At 66.6% G+C, this 14584-nt stretch carries 15 protein-coding genes and 1 pseudogene; 10 read left to right on the top strand and 6 right to left on the bottom strand.

Annotated elements, in window-relative coordinates; all coding sequences use genetic code 11:
• Positions 1-59 precede the first annotated feature (59 nt).
• Both OKW28_RS26615 and OKW28_RS26610 read right to left on the bottom strand, forming a co-directional pair.
• Complete coding sequence (locus OKW28_RS26615) at positions 60-797, bottom strand: glutathione S-transferase (protein WP_429450189.1); 738 nt, start codon at positions 795-797, stop codon at positions 60-62.
• Between the two features lie 202 nt (positions 798-999).
• Complete coding sequence (locus OKW28_RS26610) at positions 1000-2079, bottom strand: YeiH family protein (RefSeq protein WP_429450187.1); 1080 nt, start codon at positions 2077-2079, stop codon at positions 1000-1002.
• Positions 2080-2211: 132 nt separating this feature from the next.
• Between OKW28_RS26610 and OKW28_RS26605 the strand changes: the two genes are divergently transcribed.
• The 8 genes and pseudogenes from OKW28_RS26605 (at position 2212) to OKW28_RS26570 (ending at position 10235) form a co-directional block, all read left to right on the top strand.
• Positions 2212-3105 carry a LysR family transcriptional regulator gene (locus OKW28_RS26605; protein ID WP_429450185.1) on the top strand — a complete coding sequence of 298 codons (894 nt, stop codon included), beginning with the start codon at positions 2212-2214 and terminating at the stop codon, positions 3103-3105.
• Positions 3106-3340: 235 nt separating this feature from the next.
• The gene (locus OKW28_RS26600) at positions 3341-4135 is read left to right on the top strand and encodes a sugar phosphate isomerase/epimerase family protein (protein WP_429450183.1); all 795 of its coding nucleotides are present in this window, start codon (positions 3341-3343) and stop codon (positions 4133-4135) included.
• A gap of 143 nt (positions 4136-4278) precedes the next feature.
• Complete coding sequence (locus OKW28_RS26595) at positions 4279-5262, top strand: sugar kinase (protein ID WP_429450181.1); 984 nt, start codon at positions 4279-4281, stop codon at positions 5260-5262.
• A gap of 123 nt (positions 5263-5385) precedes the next feature.
• Positions 5386-6676: pseudogene (locus OKW28_RS26590) on the top strand (MFS transporter).
• Entirely contained in the window at positions 6676-7641 is a 966-nt protein-coding gene (locus OKW28_RS26585; protein ID WP_429450179.1) for a 2-hydroxyacid dehydrogenase, read from the top strand. Before OKW28_RS26590 ends, OKW28_RS26585 begins: the two are co-directional and overlap by 1 nt.
• A 54-nt stretch (positions 7642-7695) precedes the next feature.
• Positions 7696-8790: a LacI family DNA-binding transcriptional regulator gene (locus OKW28_RS26580; protein WP_429450177.1), complete on the top strand. Its 1095-nt coding sequence runs from the start codon at positions 7696-7698 to the stop codon at positions 8788-8790.
• Positions 8791-8873: 83 nt separating this feature from the next.
• On the top strand, positions 8874-9773 hold the full coding sequence (locus OKW28_RS26575) for a YhfC family intramembrane metalloprotease (protein WP_429450175.1): 900 nt from the start codon (positions 8874-8876) through the stop codon (positions 9771-9773).
• Positions 9774-9869: 96 nt separating this feature from the next.
• On the top strand, positions 9870-10235 hold the full coding sequence (locus OKW28_RS26570) for a DUF3022 domain-containing protein (RefSeq protein ID WP_429355671.1): 366 nt from the start codon (positions 9870-9872) through the stop codon (positions 10233-10235).
• Positions 10236-10275: 40 nt separating this feature from the next.
• On the opposite strand, the gene OKW28_RS26565 is transcribed toward OKW28_RS26570, so the two are convergent.
• Both OKW28_RS26565 and OKW28_RS26560 read right to left on the bottom strand, forming a co-directional pair.
• Positions 10276-10713, bottom strand: coding sequence for a PGDYG domain-containing protein (locus tag OKW28_RS26565; RefSeq protein ID WP_429450174.1), 438 nt, complete (start codon positions 10711-10713; stop codon positions 10276-10278).
• 265 nt (positions 10714-10978) lie between these two features.
• Positions 10979-11497: a Spy/CpxP family protein refolding chaperone gene (locus OKW28_RS26560; RefSeq protein ID WP_184003867.1), complete on the bottom strand. Its 519-nt coding sequence runs from the start codon at positions 11495-11497 to the stop codon at positions 10979-10981.
• Between the two features lie 339 nt (positions 11498-11836).
• On the opposite strand from OKW28_RS26560, the gene OKW28_RS26555 reads away from it, so the two are divergent.
• Together OKW28_RS26555 and OKW28_RS26550 are read left to right on the top strand one after the other, a co-directional pair.
• Entirely contained in the window at positions 11837-12295 is a 459-nt protein-coding gene (locus OKW28_RS26555; protein WP_008922942.1) for an Lrp/AsnC family transcriptional regulator, read from the top strand.
• A 257-nt stretch (positions 12296-12552) separates the two neighbouring features.
• Complete coding sequence (locus tag OKW28_RS26550) at positions 12553-13650, top strand: saccharopine dehydrogenase family protein (RefSeq protein ID WP_090805828.1); 1098 nt, start codon at positions 12553-12555, stop codon at positions 13648-13650.
• A gap of 116 nt (positions 13651-13766) precedes the next feature.
• On the opposite strand, the gene OKW28_RS26545 is transcribed toward OKW28_RS26550, so the two are convergent.
• Both OKW28_RS26545 and cydX read right to left on the bottom strand, forming a co-directional pair.
• Entirely contained in the window at positions 13767-14348 is a 582-nt protein-coding gene (locus OKW28_RS26545; protein ID WP_187610530.1) for an AAA family ATPase, read from the bottom strand.
• Positions 14345-14491, bottom strand: a complete 147-nt coding sequence (gene cydX, locus OKW28_RS26540) for a cytochrome bd-I oxidase subunit CydX (RefSeq protein WP_429450171.1) — start codon at positions 14489-14491, stop codon at positions 14345-14347. Before cydX ends, OKW28_RS26545 begins: the two co-directional genes overlap by 4 nt.
• Positions 14492-14584 lie beyond the last annotated feature (93 nt).

The raw sequence follows: 14584 nt of genomic DNA, 5'->3' as shown, positions 1-14584 counted from the left end.
CGCGCCCGCCTCGAATGGCGGGCGCGCGGCGGCGAGCGGGCGGGGGCGGGCGGCGCGGTTCAAGTCGCCGCCTTGTCGAGTTCAGGATAGTGCCGGAAGATGCAGCTTTCGTTATGGCCGATGCGCCGGTCCGAGTCCAGATACGCGGCGATGTTCGGTCTTGCGATCACGGCGTCGTGCAGCGCGGCGAGCCGCGGATAGTGCTCGCCGAAGCGCTTCAGCGCGCGCGGAAACGCGTACAGCAGACCGTCGATCAGCTGGAACATCGACAGGTCCACATAGGTCAGGGTGTCACCGACCATGAAGCTGTTGCCGGCCGGATTCTGCGCGAGCACGCGCTCGAAGTACGACATGAACTTCGGAATCCGATGGTCGATGAAATCGTTCGCGCGCACCTTCGCCGCGTCTTTCTGCTCCTCGTAGTAGAGGCCGCTCGCGAGCGGATGGTGGGTGTCGTGCGCTTCGGTGACGACGTCGGCGATCGTCAGCTGCAGGCCGTTCGCGACGTAACGCAGGCTGTCCACCTCCGGCGCGAGATTCAGGCGCGGGCCGAGATAGAACAGGATGTTGGCGGTCTGCGCGATCACCAGATCGCCGTCTTTCAGAAACGGTGGCGCGAACGGCGGATACGGCTCGTCGGGGCTTTGCATCAACGCCATCATCGCCTCGGTGCCAAGGCCCTTCAAAGGCTTGCCGCGCGCGACTTCGACATAGTCGACGCCGGCTTCCTCCAGCGCGAGCCGCACGAATTCGCCGCGGCCTTGCAGGCCATCCCAGTAGTACAGTTCCAGGCTCATCGATCGATCCTCATTCCGGTCGCCCGGACGCGTCGCGGGAAGGCGGTTTCACCGCTGCCATCGGACGTCGCGCACGAGCGGGTTGGGGGAGCAAAGTTCGCAGCAACGAGTATGCCGTGTGATCGGCCGGGATGGTGCGCCAGAAAGCGCAAAACCCCGCGCGCGGCGGGGTGTCGGGGAAGGCGGGAGAGCCGGCGACGGCTCAGTGGAACAGGTGCTGGACGGTCCATGTGATGCCGAGTCCGCCGGCGATCAGCCATACATACAGAATCAGGCCGGTGGTCAGCGCGCGCGGACCCGCTTCGCGAATCTGCGAGAAGCGCGTTTCCATCCCGAGTGCGGTCATCGCCATCGTCAGCGCGAAGGTGTCGAACAGGTTCAGCGTCGAGGTGGCGCTTTCCGGCAGCACATGCAGCGAATTGATCGCCACGCAGGCGAGGAAGCCGAGTGCGAACCAGGGGATCGCCAGCTTGCGCGGGGCGGCGCCGTCCGTGCCGTCATTCTTCGCGCCGCGCGTCGCGCGGTTCACCCACAGGCCGACCACCAGCAATACCGGCACGAGCAGCATCACGCGGGTCATCTTGACGATCGTCGCGATGTGCGTCGCTTCGGGGCTCACGTTGCTCGCCGCGCCGACCACCTGCGCGACCTCGTGGATCGTGCCGCCGAAGAACAGGCCGGCGCCGACCGTGTCGAGATGCAGCCAGCCTGCGTTGAACAGCACCGGGTACAGGAACATCGACAGCGTGCCGAACAGCACGACGCTGCCGACCGCCATCGCGCTCTTGTGCGGCTTCGATTGCAGCGTCGATTCGAACGCGAGCACCGCGGCCGCGCCGCAGATCGCGCTGCCGGCCGCCGTCAGGAGCGCGGTGTCGCGATCGAGCTTCATGATTTTCATGCCAGCCCAGGTGCCGATCACGAGCGTGCTGACGACGATCAGCACCGACTCCGCGAGACCCGGCAGGCCCACCTGGGCGATTTCCTGCAGGCTCACGCGCAAGCCGAAGAACGCGACCGCGATGCGCAGCAGCTTGCGCGCCGAGAAATTAACGCCGGCCGCCCAACTGGCCGGCATGTTGTCGCGCAGCGCGTTGCCGTAGATCGCACCCGCGACGATGCCGACGATCAGCGGACTCAGGCCAAGGCCGGCAATCGCCGGAATCGCCGCGATGCGCGTGACCGCGGCGGCGAACAGCGCGACGAACAGTACGCCGTTGAGCTGGCCGCGGGTGGACAGCACGGGGGAGGCGGCGGCGAGCGGGGCGGTGGGTGTGGACATGATCGGTGGCTTCGTAACGGACTTGCGTGGGACTGCATGGGCAGCAATGGGGCTAATCCTAAATTAGATATATCGATATGAAAAATCGTGATTTAGAATGTGAAGTATCGGCTCAACGGATATTTCATCGAGATGACCCCAGATCAACTTATAACGTTCGCCGCCGTCGCTGAGCATCGCAACATCAGCCGGGCGGCAGTGGCGCTGCATCTGTCGCAGCCGGCGGTGTCCGGCCAGCTGAGGCAATTGCAGGACGAGTTCGGCGAGCCGCTGTATCAGCGCGATGGCCGCGGGGTGCGCCTGACGCCAGCCGGCGAGCAGCTCGCCGCCTATGCGGCGCGGCTGCGCGACACCTGGCGGCAGGCGCATGCCTATCGCGACGCGCTGCGCGGTCTCGAACAGGGCACCTTGCGGATCGGCGCGAGCACGACGCCGGCGAGTTACCTGCTGCCGTACCTGATCGCCGAATTCCATCGCCGCTATCCGCACGTGACCGTGCATACCGCCAACGGCAACACGGCCGAGATCGTCGGCGCGCTCGGCTCGGTCGACATCGCGATGATCGAGGGTCCCGCCGGCGCCGATCTGCCGCCGGACACGGTCGTCCATGCGTGGCGCGAGGACGAGATCGTCGCGATCATGCCGCGCTCGCATCCGCTCGCGCAGGCGGACAACGGCGGGCGCATCGAGCTCGCGGCGTTCGGCGCGTATCCGCTGGTGCTGCGCGAGGAAGGCTCGGGCGTGCGGCAGACGGTCGAGCGCGAGTTCGCACGCGCAGGCGTGCCGATGCGCGTGGCGCTCGAAATCGCAGGGGTCGAAGGGGTGAAGGAGGCGGTACGGGCGGGGATGGGTGTCGGCTTCGTGTCGGCGATGTCGATGCGGCATGAGAACGGCGCGCTGCGGCTCATGTCGCTGAGCCCGCAGCCGCTGACGCGGCGGCTGTCAATTCTGGTGCCGCATGCGAGCACGCCATCGCGGGTGGTCGAGCAGTTTCTGGCGATGTGCGTCGCGGACGAGGGCGGCTGACTTCCGCGCTGGCAGCGTATGGGATCGCGAATCCGAACCGCGCGGGGCGCTGCCGTGGCTGGCGCGCTTCGCTTTACGCTCGCCGTATGCCGGCCGCGCCTGGGGATTTCCTCTATGGTGCGCGATGGCTGTCCCGAGCACCATTCGCACATCGCAGCGCCCCGGCGCTTTTTTTCTACGTTCGGTTGGAACCGGTTCCAAAAGCGGTTTCGCTTCAGAATTATGTGAGTTGGATATGGCTGATGCAGTGGAGATCGTGGTCGTCGCCAGCGCGTTCGGTGTGAACGCCGTGCGCGCCGACGGCCATCTGAAATGGGCGCAGGCGGCAAAGCGCGCCGGCGCGGCGGGTTTCGAAGTGCGCCGGGAGCTGTTCGCGAGCGACGCGGACGCGGACCCGCAACGGCTGCGCGCGCTCGGCGCGGCGTTGGTCGATCTCGGGCTGTGGTCGGTGTTCTCGACGCCGGCATCGTTGTACGCGGCGGACGGCCAGCTCGATACCGACGCACTGCGTGTCGCGCTCGATCAGGCGGCCGCGCTCGGCGCGCGCTTCGTCAAGCTGCAACTCGGCGGCTTCGCGGGCGAGGCTCACGGCGCGGCCATCGTCGCGCACGTCGCGAGCGGCTCGGGCACCACGGGCGGTGTGCAGCCACGGCTCGTCGTCGAAAACGGGCAACTGGCGCAGGGCGGCTCGCCCGCGCAGTTCGTCGGGCTGTTCGATGCGCTCGCGCGTGAAGGCCACGCGGGCGTGCTAGGCATGACCTTCGATACCGGCAACTGGGCGTGGCTCGACGTTGCGCCGCTACCCATCGCGCCGCAGCTCGCGCCGTACGTCGAGTACATCCATTGCAAGACCACCACGGGCGAGGGCGCGCGGCGCTTTGCGAGCGCGCCGGCCGAGGATGACGCGCCATTGCGCGCGCTCCTCGACCGGCTGCCGCGCGATGTGCCGCGCGGCATCGAGTTTCCGTTCGATCCGAGCCGAATCGACGCGGATGCCGCGCGTTATGTGAGCTGGCTTGCGCGCGTGTAGACGCGCGACGCGGCATCACGAAGCGCCTCGGTCGAAGCCGTAGGGAGCAGACGAGGCAGCAACTCAGGCAGCAACCCAGGCAGCAAACAACGCATGCCACGCAACACGAATCACCGCATCAGCAGCACCACCAGGAGCCCAGCATGACCCACCCTTACCCCGCCCTCGACGTGATCACCTACGGCGAAGCGATGGCGATGTTCGTCGCCGCCGAAGCCGGCCCGCTCGCGGGCGTCGGGCACTTCACGAAGCGCATCGCCGGCGCGGATCTGAACGTCGCGATCGGCTTGTCCCGACTCGGCTTCAGGGTGGGCTGGATGAGCCGCGTCGGCGACGATTCGTTCGGCCGGTACGTGCGCGACACGCTGACGAAAGAGGGCATCGACCAGCAATGCGTGAGCACCGACGCGCGCCATCCGACCGGCTTCCAGCTGAAGTCGAAGAGCGACGACGGCAGCGACCCGGCGGTCGAATACTTCCGCAAGGGCTCGGCGGCGAGCCATCTGTCGCTCGACGACTACGTCGCCGATTACGTGCTGCCCGCGCGTCATCTGCATCTGACCGGCGTCGCCCCGGCGATCTCGGCAAGCTCGCGCGAACTCGCATTCCACCTGGCCCGCGAAATGCGCGCTGCCGGCAGGACGATCTCGTTCGACCCGAACCTGCGTCCGACGCTATGGCCCTCGCGCGCGGCGATGGTCGAAGGCTTGAACGCGCTCGCCGCGCTCGCCGACTGGGTGCTGCCCGGCATCGGCGAGGGTGAGATTCTGACCGGCCACACGCAGGCGGAGGACATCGCGAAGTTCTATCTCGAGCGCGGCGCGCGCGGCGTGATCGTCAAGCTCGGCGCGCAGGGCGCGTATTACCGCACCGCGACCGATGCCGCGACGATCGCCGGCCGGCCGATCGTGAACGTCGTCGATACGGTCGGCGCAGGCGATGGTTTCGCAGTCGGCGTGATCAGCGCGCTGCTCGAAGGCCGCACGCTCGCGCAGGCGGTCGCGCGTGGCAACCGGATCGGCGCGCTCGCGATCCAGGTGATCGGCGATTCGGAAGGTTTGCCGAACCGCGCCGAACTCGACGCGCTGGAGCTGGCCGAGGTACCGGGCATCGCAAGCGCGGCCTGACGCGGATCGGACCGCATCGATAGCGCTGCATCCACAACCAGCATCGACGACAACAAGAGCGCCCACAGCGCGCCCAGATTCTTTCATCATTGATTCGGGACGACGCCGTCCAAGGAGACTTCCATGACCTCATCGCTTGCGATTCGCCGCTGGTGGACGATCATGCCGATCGTGTTCATCACCTACAGCCTCGCGTATCTGGATCGCGCGAATTTCGGCTTCGCGTCAGCGGCCGGCATCAACCAGGATCTCGGCGTCAGCAAGGGGCTCGCGTCGCTGATCGGCGCGCTGTTCTTCCTCGGCTATTTCTTCTTCCAGATTCCGGGTGCGATCTATGCCGAGCGCCGCAGCGTGAAGAAACTCGTGTTCTCGGAGCCTCGTTCTGTGGGGCGGCTGCGCGGCGTTGACCGGCATGGTCAGCAACATTCCGTCGCTGATGGCGATCCGCTTCCTGCTCGGCGTCGTCGAAGCCGCGGTGATGCCGGCGATGCTGATCTTCATCAGCAACTGGTTCACGAAGAGCGAGCGCTCGCGCGCGAACACGTTCCTGATCCTCGGCAATCCGGTCACGGTGCTGTGGATGTCGGTCGTGTCGGGCTATCTCGTGCATTCGTTCGGCTGGCGGCAGATGTTCATCGCCGAGGGCGCGCCCGCGATCATCTGGGCGATCTGCTGGTGGTTCCTCGTCAAGGACAAGCCCGAGCAGGTGTCGTGGCTCACGCAGCAGGAAAAGGACGCGCTCGCGCAGACGCTGCGCGCGGAGCAGGCCGCGATCAAGCCGGTGCGCAACTACAGCGAGGCGTTTCGCACGCCCGCGGTCATCAAGCTGTGCGCGCAGTATTTCTGCTGGAGCATCGGCGTGTACGGCTTCGTGCTGTGGCTGCCGTCGATCCTGAAGAACGGCTCGTCGTTCGGCATGGTGGAGACCGGCTGGCTGTCGGCGCTGCCGTATCTGGCCGCGACGATCGCGATGCTTGCAGCTTCGTGGGCATCGGATAAACTCAACCGCCGCAAGGTGTTCGTGTGGCCGTTCCTGCTGATCGGTGCGATTGCGTTCGCGGCGTCGTACGGGCTCGGCTCCGCGCATTTCTGGGTCTCGTATGCGCTGCTCGTGATCGCGGGCGCCGCGATGTACGCGCCGTATGGACCGTTCTTCGCGATCGTACCGGAACTGCTGCCGAAGAACGTCGCGGGCGGCGCGATGGCGCTGATCAACAGCATGGGCGCGCTCGGTTCGTTCGTCGGCTCGTACGTGGTCGGCTATCTGAACGGCGCGACCGGTTCGCCCGCGGCATCGTATGCATTCATGAGCGTGGCGCTCGTCGCCGCGGTGATCCTGACACTCGCCGTCAAGCCGGCCGCCGCCGAACAACGTGGCCCCGCTCGTCCCACCGTCGCAAGGAAAATTAGCTGATGAACAAGATCGTCGCCTGGAAGTCGCTGCCCGAGGATGTGCTCGCCTATCTGCAACAGCATGCGCAGGTCGTGCAGGTCGATCCGTCACAGCATGATGCGTTAGTCGCCGCGCTGCGCGATGCCGACGGCGGCATCGGCGCGAGCGTGCAGATCACGCCGGCGATGCTCGAAGGCGCGAGCCGGCTGAAGGCGCTGTCGACGATCTCGGTCGGCTACGACCAGTTCGACGTCGACGACCTCACGCGCCGCGGCATCGTGCTCGCGCACACGCCGGACGTGCTGACCGAATCGACCGCCGATACCGTGTTCTCGCTGATCCTCGCGTCCGCGCGGCGCGTCGTCGAGCTGGCCGACTGGGTCAAGGCGGGGCAGTGGCGCACGAGCATCGGGCCCGCGCAGTTCGGGCTCGACGTGCAGGGCAAGACGATCGGCATCGTCGGGCTTGGACGCATCGGCGGCGCGGTCGCGCGACGCGCGGCGCTCGGCTTCAACATGAAGGTGCTGTATACGAACCGCAGCGCGAACCGGCAAGTGGAACGCGCGTATGGCGCGCGGCGCGTCGAGCTCGCTGAATTGCTTGCGCAGTCCGATTTCGTCTGTCTGCAGGTGCCGCTCACGCGAGAGACGCGGCATCTGATCGGCGCCGCCGAACTGCGCGCGATGAAGAAGAGCGCGATCCTGATCAACGCTTCACGCGGCGCGACCGTCGACGAACCGGCGCTGATCGAGGCGCTGCGCAACGGCACGATTCACGGCGCGGGCCTCGACGTGTTCGACACCGAACCGTTGCCTGCCGACTCGCCGTTGCTCGCCATGCCGAACGTGGTCGCGCTGCCGCATATCGGCTCGGCGACGCACGAGACCCGTCATGCGATGGCGCTCAACGCGGCCGAGAACCTGGTCGCCGCGCTCGACGGCACATTGACGACCAACATCGTCAACCGTGACGTCCTGGCGAAGTGATTCGCAGGGCGGCGCGCAAGCTCCCGCCCTCGGACCGACACGAGCGATGAGCGAATGAGCACGACCCCGCCCCCGGCCAGCATGCCGCCTGGTCCCCCGAGCGCGCCCACGCGCCGCGCGACGATCACCGATGTCGCGCGTGAAGCCGGCACCGGCAAGACCAGCATCTCACGCTATCTGAACGGCGAGTTCAGCGCGCTGTCGCCCGAGCTGCGCGCGCGCATCGAAGCCGCGATCGCGCGGCTCGACTATCAGCCGAACCAGATGGCGCGCGGCCTGAAGCGCGGCCGCAACCGGCTGATCGGCATGCTGGTCGCCGACCTGACCAATCCGTACTCCGTCGAAGTGCTGCAAGGCGTCGAGGCCGCGTGCCACGCGCTCGGCTTGATGCCGCTGATTTGCCACGCGGCGAACGAAGTCGAGATGGAGCGGCGTTATCTGCAACTGCTGACCACGTATCGCGTGGAAGGTGTGATCGTCAACGCGCTAGGCGTGCGCGAGGAGACTTTGCGGCCGGTCGGCGACGGCGGGATTCCGGCGGTACTGGTCGACCGACGCGTGGAAGGGCTGGTCGCCGACATGGTCGGTCTCGACAATGGCGCGGCCGCCGCGCTCGGTACGCGGCATCTGCTCGAACGGGGCTTCGAGCACATCTGGTTCGTCGTGCAGCCGTTCGAGCAGGTCAGCTCGCGGCAGTTGCGCGTCGAAGCATTCGATCGGACGATGCGCGACGATGGCCGCGCGCGCGGTCGTACGCTGGTGCTCGATCTCGCCGATGCAACTGCGCTCGAGCGCGGTCTCGCGGAGCTGGATCGCGCGATCGACTCGCTGGGCGGGGCCGGTGCCGAGCCCGCCGGCGCCTCCCCACGCGTCGCGCTGTTCGCGGCCAACGCACCGGTCGCGTTGCGTCTCGCGCTGCATCTGAACGCGCGTTACGGCGCGCACTGGCAGAGCCGCGTCGCGCTGCTTTCCATCGACGATCCGGATTGGGCCGAGCTCGCCGGCATCACGACGATCCGCCAGCCGACCTACGACATCGGTTATCGCGCGGTCGAATTCCTGCACGAGCGCATCGAAGGCGCGCAGACGGGCGCGCGCGACTGCCTGCTGCCCGGCGAGCTGATCGTGCGTGCGTCGACCGCACGCTGATTTCCGGCCAATCTGCGATGATGCGGGCTGCGGCGCGCAGCGGTTGCGCGCCGGGGATTGCAAGGAACCCCGCAAGGATACTCATGGTCGTGCCACCGCTTACCCTCGCGAGCCTCGCGCTCGCCACGCTCGTCATCGCCGCTTTACCGTTTCTGATTTACCGACAATTGCGCCGTCCGTTCGCGCTTCGGCCGCGCGACGCGATCGCCGGCGTCGCGGTGTTCGCGCTGTTCGCGATGGTCATCGAGCGTGCGCTGCACGACTATCTGTTGCGCGGCAACGAAACGACCGCGGCGTTCCTTTCGCAGCCGCTCGCGTTCGTCGTCTATGGTGCGCTGGCCGCGGGCGTTTGCGAGGAAGTGGGGCGGTTCTTCGGCATGCGGCTGCTCATGAAGCGCGCGGCGGCGCGGCCGGCCGTGCGCAAGAAGGCGAACGTCGACGCGCCCGCCGGCGTCGATGCAAGCGCGGGCGCGAGCCCCGCCGCCGGCACGACCGCCGACACGCGCACCGCCGCATTGCGCGCCGACGATGGCGCCGCGCTCAGCTACGGCCTCGGCCACGGCGGCGCGGAAGCATGGATGGTCGGCGTGTTCGTGCAGTTCCAGTGGCTCGTGTTCGCGGTCCTCGAAAACCGTGGCCAGCTCGGCGATTACCTCGGCAATCTGCCGGCCGAAGCGGTGATGCGCGTGCATCTGATTCTCGCGAGCCTGACGCCGCAACTGGCCGGCATTTTCGCGCTCGAACGCGTCGCGGCGCTGGTGTTCCAGATCGGCCTGTCGGTGCTGATGTGGCGCGGCGTGCGGGCCGGCTCGCGCGGCATCCTGCCGCTCGCGATCGGAGTGCACGCGCTGATCGACGTGCCAGCGGCAATGACGCAGGCGCGGCTGCTGCCGCTCGCGGCGGCCGATACGATCTATGTGGTGGCGGCGGTGTTCGTCGCGGGACTGCTAATACGGATTTACCGGCGGCCGGCGGCGACGTGAGCGGATGAGCCGCTGGACAGCAGGCGCCTCGCTATCCCTTCGGCGTTTCTCTAAAATGCGCCTACGTTTCAGGATCTTCATTTCCCGGCAGCCTTCATGGAAGCTTACCAATACGACTGCGCGCATCCGGAGTTCGACGAGCTCGCGCGCGTCATCAGCGATCTGTTTCCCGAGCAGACGCAGTTCATCGAGCGTGCCGCCGACGATGGCACGCCCACACTGACGGTTCACTGGGTAGCAATGCGCTTCGGTTCCACCGCGCGCCGTATCGCGATGACGGTCGCGATCGCGCCGGCGGCGCTCGCGCGTTATCGCGCGATGCCGGCGCGGTTGCGTGGCCGCAGCTTTGCGGTATTGCGCGCGTACGTCGAAGCGAGCCTGGGCTCGCTCGAAGAAATGTACGCGAACGGCGAGGCGGTCCCGCGCGAAGTCACGGTCGATCTCGGCGAAGAGTTCGCGTGAAGCACGAATGAAGCGCGAATGAAACGCGGGCGAAGCGGATTCAATCCGCGAGCCGATAGACCTTCGCGAAACGCGCGGCCTGCACGACGCCATAGTCGCCGGGCGCGTACTGCATGACCCAGTCGCCGGCCGCGCCGTGCAGCACGTCGCCGCCGCTCGCGGAGCGTGCGAGCGAGAAGGACTCGTCCATCCGGCGGGCGAGTACGACCGCCGGGCGGTTGCGGTAGGCGCCGGCTTCGCCGTGCGCGAGCGCGGCATCGGCGGGCAGGTACTTCGCATCGAAGCGCTCGCGCGACACGACCCAGCGCTCGCCGGTCGAGCCGGTGATCAGCGCATCGCCGCGCACATAGCGGTTCGGGCCTTCGAGGCTCATCAACTGGCCTTCGGAGGCGGCGAATTCGACGCTTACCGTTTCGTCCTTGACGACGCGTTGGGCGTGCGGATCGTTACGCAAATCGAGATTGCTGAGTTCGGTCATGAAGCGGGTGGAAGATTAGGGGGTGAGCGTTGCGGCGAGACTTGCCGCTTTGCGGCGATCGTGCGTCGAGTCGCTGGGACGGGTAGCCGGCCCAGACAGCGCGCCCCCGAATAATGCCAGATGCATGAGCCGGGCGGGGGAAGGCGAAAGGCTGAGGCGTGGTGAGAAAGCCGCTGTTCGGGCGCCGGCGGAATTGCCGAAATCAACCGCGTCCGAACGGACCCGCGCCCGCAACGGGGCAACCCCCGCTGGGGGCGCTCTTTCATTACGGCTTGACGGTCGCGTCGCTCGCGGCTTCGGCCGCGGGCTTGCCGCCCTTGCCCTTGCCATGGTGGCCGCGATGATGACCCTCGGGGCCGCCCTGGTGGAACGTCGCGTCGGCGAGCTTCTTCTGCTCCGGCGACAGGCTGCTATACAGCGGATCGAACGCATCGACGAGCTTCTTCATGCCGTCCGCATGCGCCTGCGCGATCGTTGCGTACTGTTTCATGTCGTCGAGCGCGCTCACGTTGGTGGCCGCCTTGCGCTGCTCGAACAACTGGCCCATCGTTTCGCCGTTGCTGCGCATGACGTCGGCGAACGCCTTCCATTGCGTTTCCTGCGCGGGCGTGATCTTCAGTTGCGAGTGCAGATAAGCGATGCGGTCTTCGACGTTGCGTTCGTGGCCGGCCTTGGCCGCGGAAGCCGAGGCCGTGGTGTCCGGCGCTGCGGCCGGCGCGGCGGTTTGGGCGAACGCGCCGCCCATCGAAACGGCCGTAGCCAGCATAACCAGTGCTTTTTTCATCGAAACTCCTGATGTCTGTTCGTTATTGAGACACGGCGCACGGCGAGCGTCTTGCCCCGCGCCAGCGGCGAATGGCGCCGCACCGCAAGCGGCTGCCGCATTCGCCCGTCGCCGCTATTAGTAACACGTTAACCCTACAATACGGTGCGTGTGCGACAAACGCTTACAACCGAAACGAACGCGAAACGGCTCGCGCCTGAGCGGCAATCGCGCCGACATACTGCGCCTGGGCCGCCCCACAGTGTGCCGTGCATCTGTGACCGTACCGCGTGACATGGCGCCGCTGCGTGCAGACGCGCGATAATCCGCGACATTCCACACCAACTTCCTTCCCCTTCGATGAGACCTCCGCGCCTCGACCAGCTCGACGACCTCGACCGCAACCTCGTTGCACTGCTGCAAGCCAACGCGCGCGAGAGCGTCGCGAATCTTGCGCGGCAGCTCGGCGTCGCGCGCACAACTGTGATCGCGCGCATTGCGCGGCTCGAGCGCAGCAACGTGATCGCCGGCTACAGCGTGAGGCTTGGCCAGGACGTGCTCGATTCGAGCATCGTCGCGTATGTCGGCATCATCATCGCGCCGAAGCACGGGCCGGCCGTGCAGAAACGCCTCGGCAAAATGCCCGAAGTGCAGCTGCTGTGCGCGGTCAGCGGCGAGTTCGACTACGTGGCATGGCTGCGCGCCGATTCGCCGGAGCGGCTCAACGATCTGCTCGATCAGATCGGCGGGCTAGAAGGCGTCGAGCGGACCACGACGTCGATCATTCTCGCGCGCAAGATCGACCGCGGCACGGTGTGAGTCGGCGCGCGGCGTAACCTCTTCGCGAGCGCTGCGAGAGTTCATCGTTGACGCCATTTTTACGCTGTTTCGACAAATCGTTTAACCGGTTCGTCAGAACGTCGAACCTGATGGTCATACCGCAGCATTTTGCGCGTATGAACTGTTTTTGCTTCTTCCTACACTGTCATTCAAGGGTTCGGCCCGCAGGCGCCGCGCGCAACACGCGGTGCACTTCCCAAGCTCGCAGACAGCACATGGATAACAAGGAGAAGCAGATGAAAGTAGCTATCGTTGGCGCAGGTCTGATCGGTCACACCATTGCCCATATGCTGCGCGAGACGGGCGACTACGAAGTCGTCGCGTTCGACCGCGATCAGCACGCGCTCGACAAGCTCGCCGCCCAGGGCATTCCCACCCGCCGCATCGATTCCGCCGACGCCGCCGTGCTGCGCGCCGCGATCCAGGGCTTCGACGTGCTGATCAACGCGCTGCCGTACTACCTCGCGGTCAACGTCGCATCGGCCGCGAAGGGCGCGGATGTCCATTATTTCGACCTGACCGAGGACGTACGCGCGACGCACGCGATCCGCGCGATCGCCGAAGATGCCGATCACGCATTCATGCCGCAGTGCGGTCTCGCGCCGGGCTTCATCGGCATTGCCGCGCACGAGCTCGCGAATCGCTTCACGGAAATCCGCGACGTGAAGATGCGCGTCGGCGCGCTGCCCGAGTTTCCGACCAATGCGCTGAAGTACAACCTGACGTGGAGCGTCGACGGCCTGATCAACGAGTACTGCCAGCCGTGTGAGGCCATCCGCGATGGCCGCACGCAATGGGTGCAGCCGCTCGAAGGCCTCGAGCATTTCTCGCTCGACGGCACCGAGTACGAAGCGTTCAACACGTCGGGCGGGCTGGGCACGCTGTGCGAAACGCTGGCGGGCCGCGTCGAATCGCTCGACTACAAGTCGGTGCGCTATCCGGGTCATCGGAACCTGATGCAGTTCCTGCTCGAAGACCTGCGTTTGTCGAGCGACCGCGATACGCTAAAGACCATCATGCGCCGCTCGGTGCCGTCGACCGCGCAAGATGTCGTGCTGGTGTTCATCACCGTGAGCGGCATGCGCGACGGTCAGCTCGTGCAGGAGGTGTTCACGCGCAAGATCTTCGCGAAGACCGTCTGCGGGGTGCCGATGAGCGCGATTCAGATCACGACCGCCGGCGCGATGTGCGCGGTGCTCGATCTGTTCCGCGAGCGCAAGCTGCCGCAAAAGGGCTTCGTGCGCCAGGAGCAGGTGTCGCTCGGCGATTTTCTGGCGAACCGCTTCGGCAAGTTGTACGAAGGGCAGTCGCTGGAGGCGATGGCGACGGTTTGAGGCCGGCCGGGCTCGCGTCGAATGAAAATCCCCGTACGTCGCCGACGTACGGGGATTTTCCGTTTTTCAGCCATCATCGGGCCAGCGCGGCACTCGCCAGACAGAAGGGAGGGCCGTCATCCAGCCACGATTTGCGCGACGAGCGCTTCATGGTCCGCCGAACTGGGCGCGGTATTGTCGAACATCAGCAGACCCTCGCGACTCGCGCCGCTCGGCTCGAAGCGCCGCCGCCGGTAGTCGTCCCAGTGCGCGAGCTTGTACGCATCGTTGGGATTCGCGCGCGCGACGATCCGCTGCCGCGCCACGTCCTCCGAGGTCCGCACCCACACGACACGCAACCTCACGTCCGGCGCGACGCCGAGCCACGCATGATCGAACAGCCGCCGCTCGCGCACCTCGCGAGACAGCGGGCCGACGACCAACGCGCTGATGCCGAGTTCGAGATTGTCACGCGCCGTATCGATGAGGCCGCGATACTCGGGGTCGCGCAGATGCTGCAGGAAAAGAGGGCTGTCGCGATCGTTCGGATTGCCGGTCAGCATCGCCATCGCGGCCGCGCTATAGCCGCCGTACAGCGTGTCCTTGTCGAGCAGGCAGAAGGGGGTGCCGCTCACTTTCATCAGCGGGCCGAGCAGTTTTTTCGCCAGCGTCGTCTTGCCCGTGCCCGCATGACCGCAAAAGAAAACCAGAGAAGTCACGCAGGCCTGTCCTCACGCGGCGCGGCGGCGGCTTCGGGGCGCGGGTCGCGCGCGAACGTGCCGTTGGTCTCGAGCCACATCACGTTGATGATGCCGAAGCCGAGCGCCACACCCACGCCGAGAATCCAGGTGAAATACCACATCGCAGTCTCCTTGATCGTGCGTCCGGCGACGCGGATCGACAGGCATGCCGGCAACCGACGATGGCCAGCCGCGAGCGCGGCCGCCTGCACCGA

The sequence above is a fragment of the Paraburkholderia sp. 40 genome, assembly GCF_050434105.1.
Taxonomy (GTDB): Bacteria; Pseudomonadota; Gammaproteobacteria; order Burkholderiales; family Burkholderiaceae; genus Paraburkholderia; species Paraburkholderia tuberum.
The sequence above is the reverse complement of the archived record's forward strand: the minus strand, read 5'-3'. Positions and strand labels throughout refer to the sequence as shown.

What these genes read in the sequence shown, in the direction of transcription:
- OKW28_RS26615 (WP_429450189.1), bottom strand. Translation starts at nt 797, where the DNA reads ATGAGCCTGGAACTGTACTACTGGGATGGCCTGCAAGGCCGCGGCGAA.
- OKW28_RS26595 (WP_429450181.1), top strand. Translation starts at nt 4,279, where the DNA reads ATGACCCACCCTTACCCCGCCCTCGACGTGATCACCTACGGCGAAGCG.
- OKW28_RS26600 (WP_429450183.1), top strand. Translation starts at nt 3,341, where the DNA reads ATGGCTGATGCAGTGGAGATCGTGGTCGTCGCCAGCGCGTTCGGTGTG.
- OKW28_RS26560 (WP_184003867.1), bottom strand. Translation starts at nt 11,497, where the DNA reads ATGAAAAAAGCACTGGTTATGCTGGCTACGGCCGTTTCGATGGGCGGC.
- OKW28_RS26565 (WP_429450174.1), bottom strand. Translation starts at nt 10,713, where the DNA reads ATGACCGAACTCAGCAATCTCGATTTGCGTAACGATCCGCACGCCCAA.
- OKW28_RS26580 (WP_429450177.1), top strand. Translation starts at nt 7,696, where the DNA reads ATGAGCACGACCCCGCCCCCGGCCAGCATGCCGCCTGGTCCCCCGAGC.
- cydX (WP_429450171.1), bottom strand. Translation starts at nt 14,491, where the DNA reads ATGTGGTATTTCACCTGGATTCTCGGCGTGGGTGTGGCGCTCGGCTTC.
- OKW28_RS26575 (WP_429450175.1), top strand. Translation starts at nt 8,874, where the DNA reads ATGGTCGTGCCACCGCTTACCCTCGCGAGCCTCGCGCTCGCCACGCTC.
- OKW28_RS26605 (WP_429450185.1), top strand. Translation starts at nt 2,212, where the DNA reads ATGACCCCAGATCAACTTATAACGTTCGCCGCCGTCGCTGAGCATCGC.
- OKW28_RS26550 (WP_090805828.1), top strand. Translation starts at nt 12,553, where the DNA reads ATGAAAGTAGCTATCGTTGGCGCAGGTCTGATCGGTCACACCATTGCC.
- OKW28_RS26570 (WP_429355671.1), top strand. Translation starts at nt 9,870, where the DNA reads ATGGAAGCTTACCAATACGACTGCGCGCATCCGGAGTTCGACGAGCTC.
- OKW28_RS26555 (WP_008922942.1), top strand. Translation starts at nt 11,837, where the DNA reads ATGAGACCTCCGCGCCTCGACCAGCTCGACGACCTCGACCGCAACCTC.
- OKW28_RS26585 (WP_429450179.1), top strand. Translation starts at nt 6,676, where the DNA reads ATGAACAAGATCGTCGCCTGGAAGTCGCTGCCCGAGGATGTGCTCGCC.
- OKW28_RS26610 (WP_429450187.1), bottom strand. Translation starts at nt 2,079, where the DNA reads ATGTCCACACCCACCGCCCCGCTCGCCGCCGCCTCCCCCGTGCTGTCC.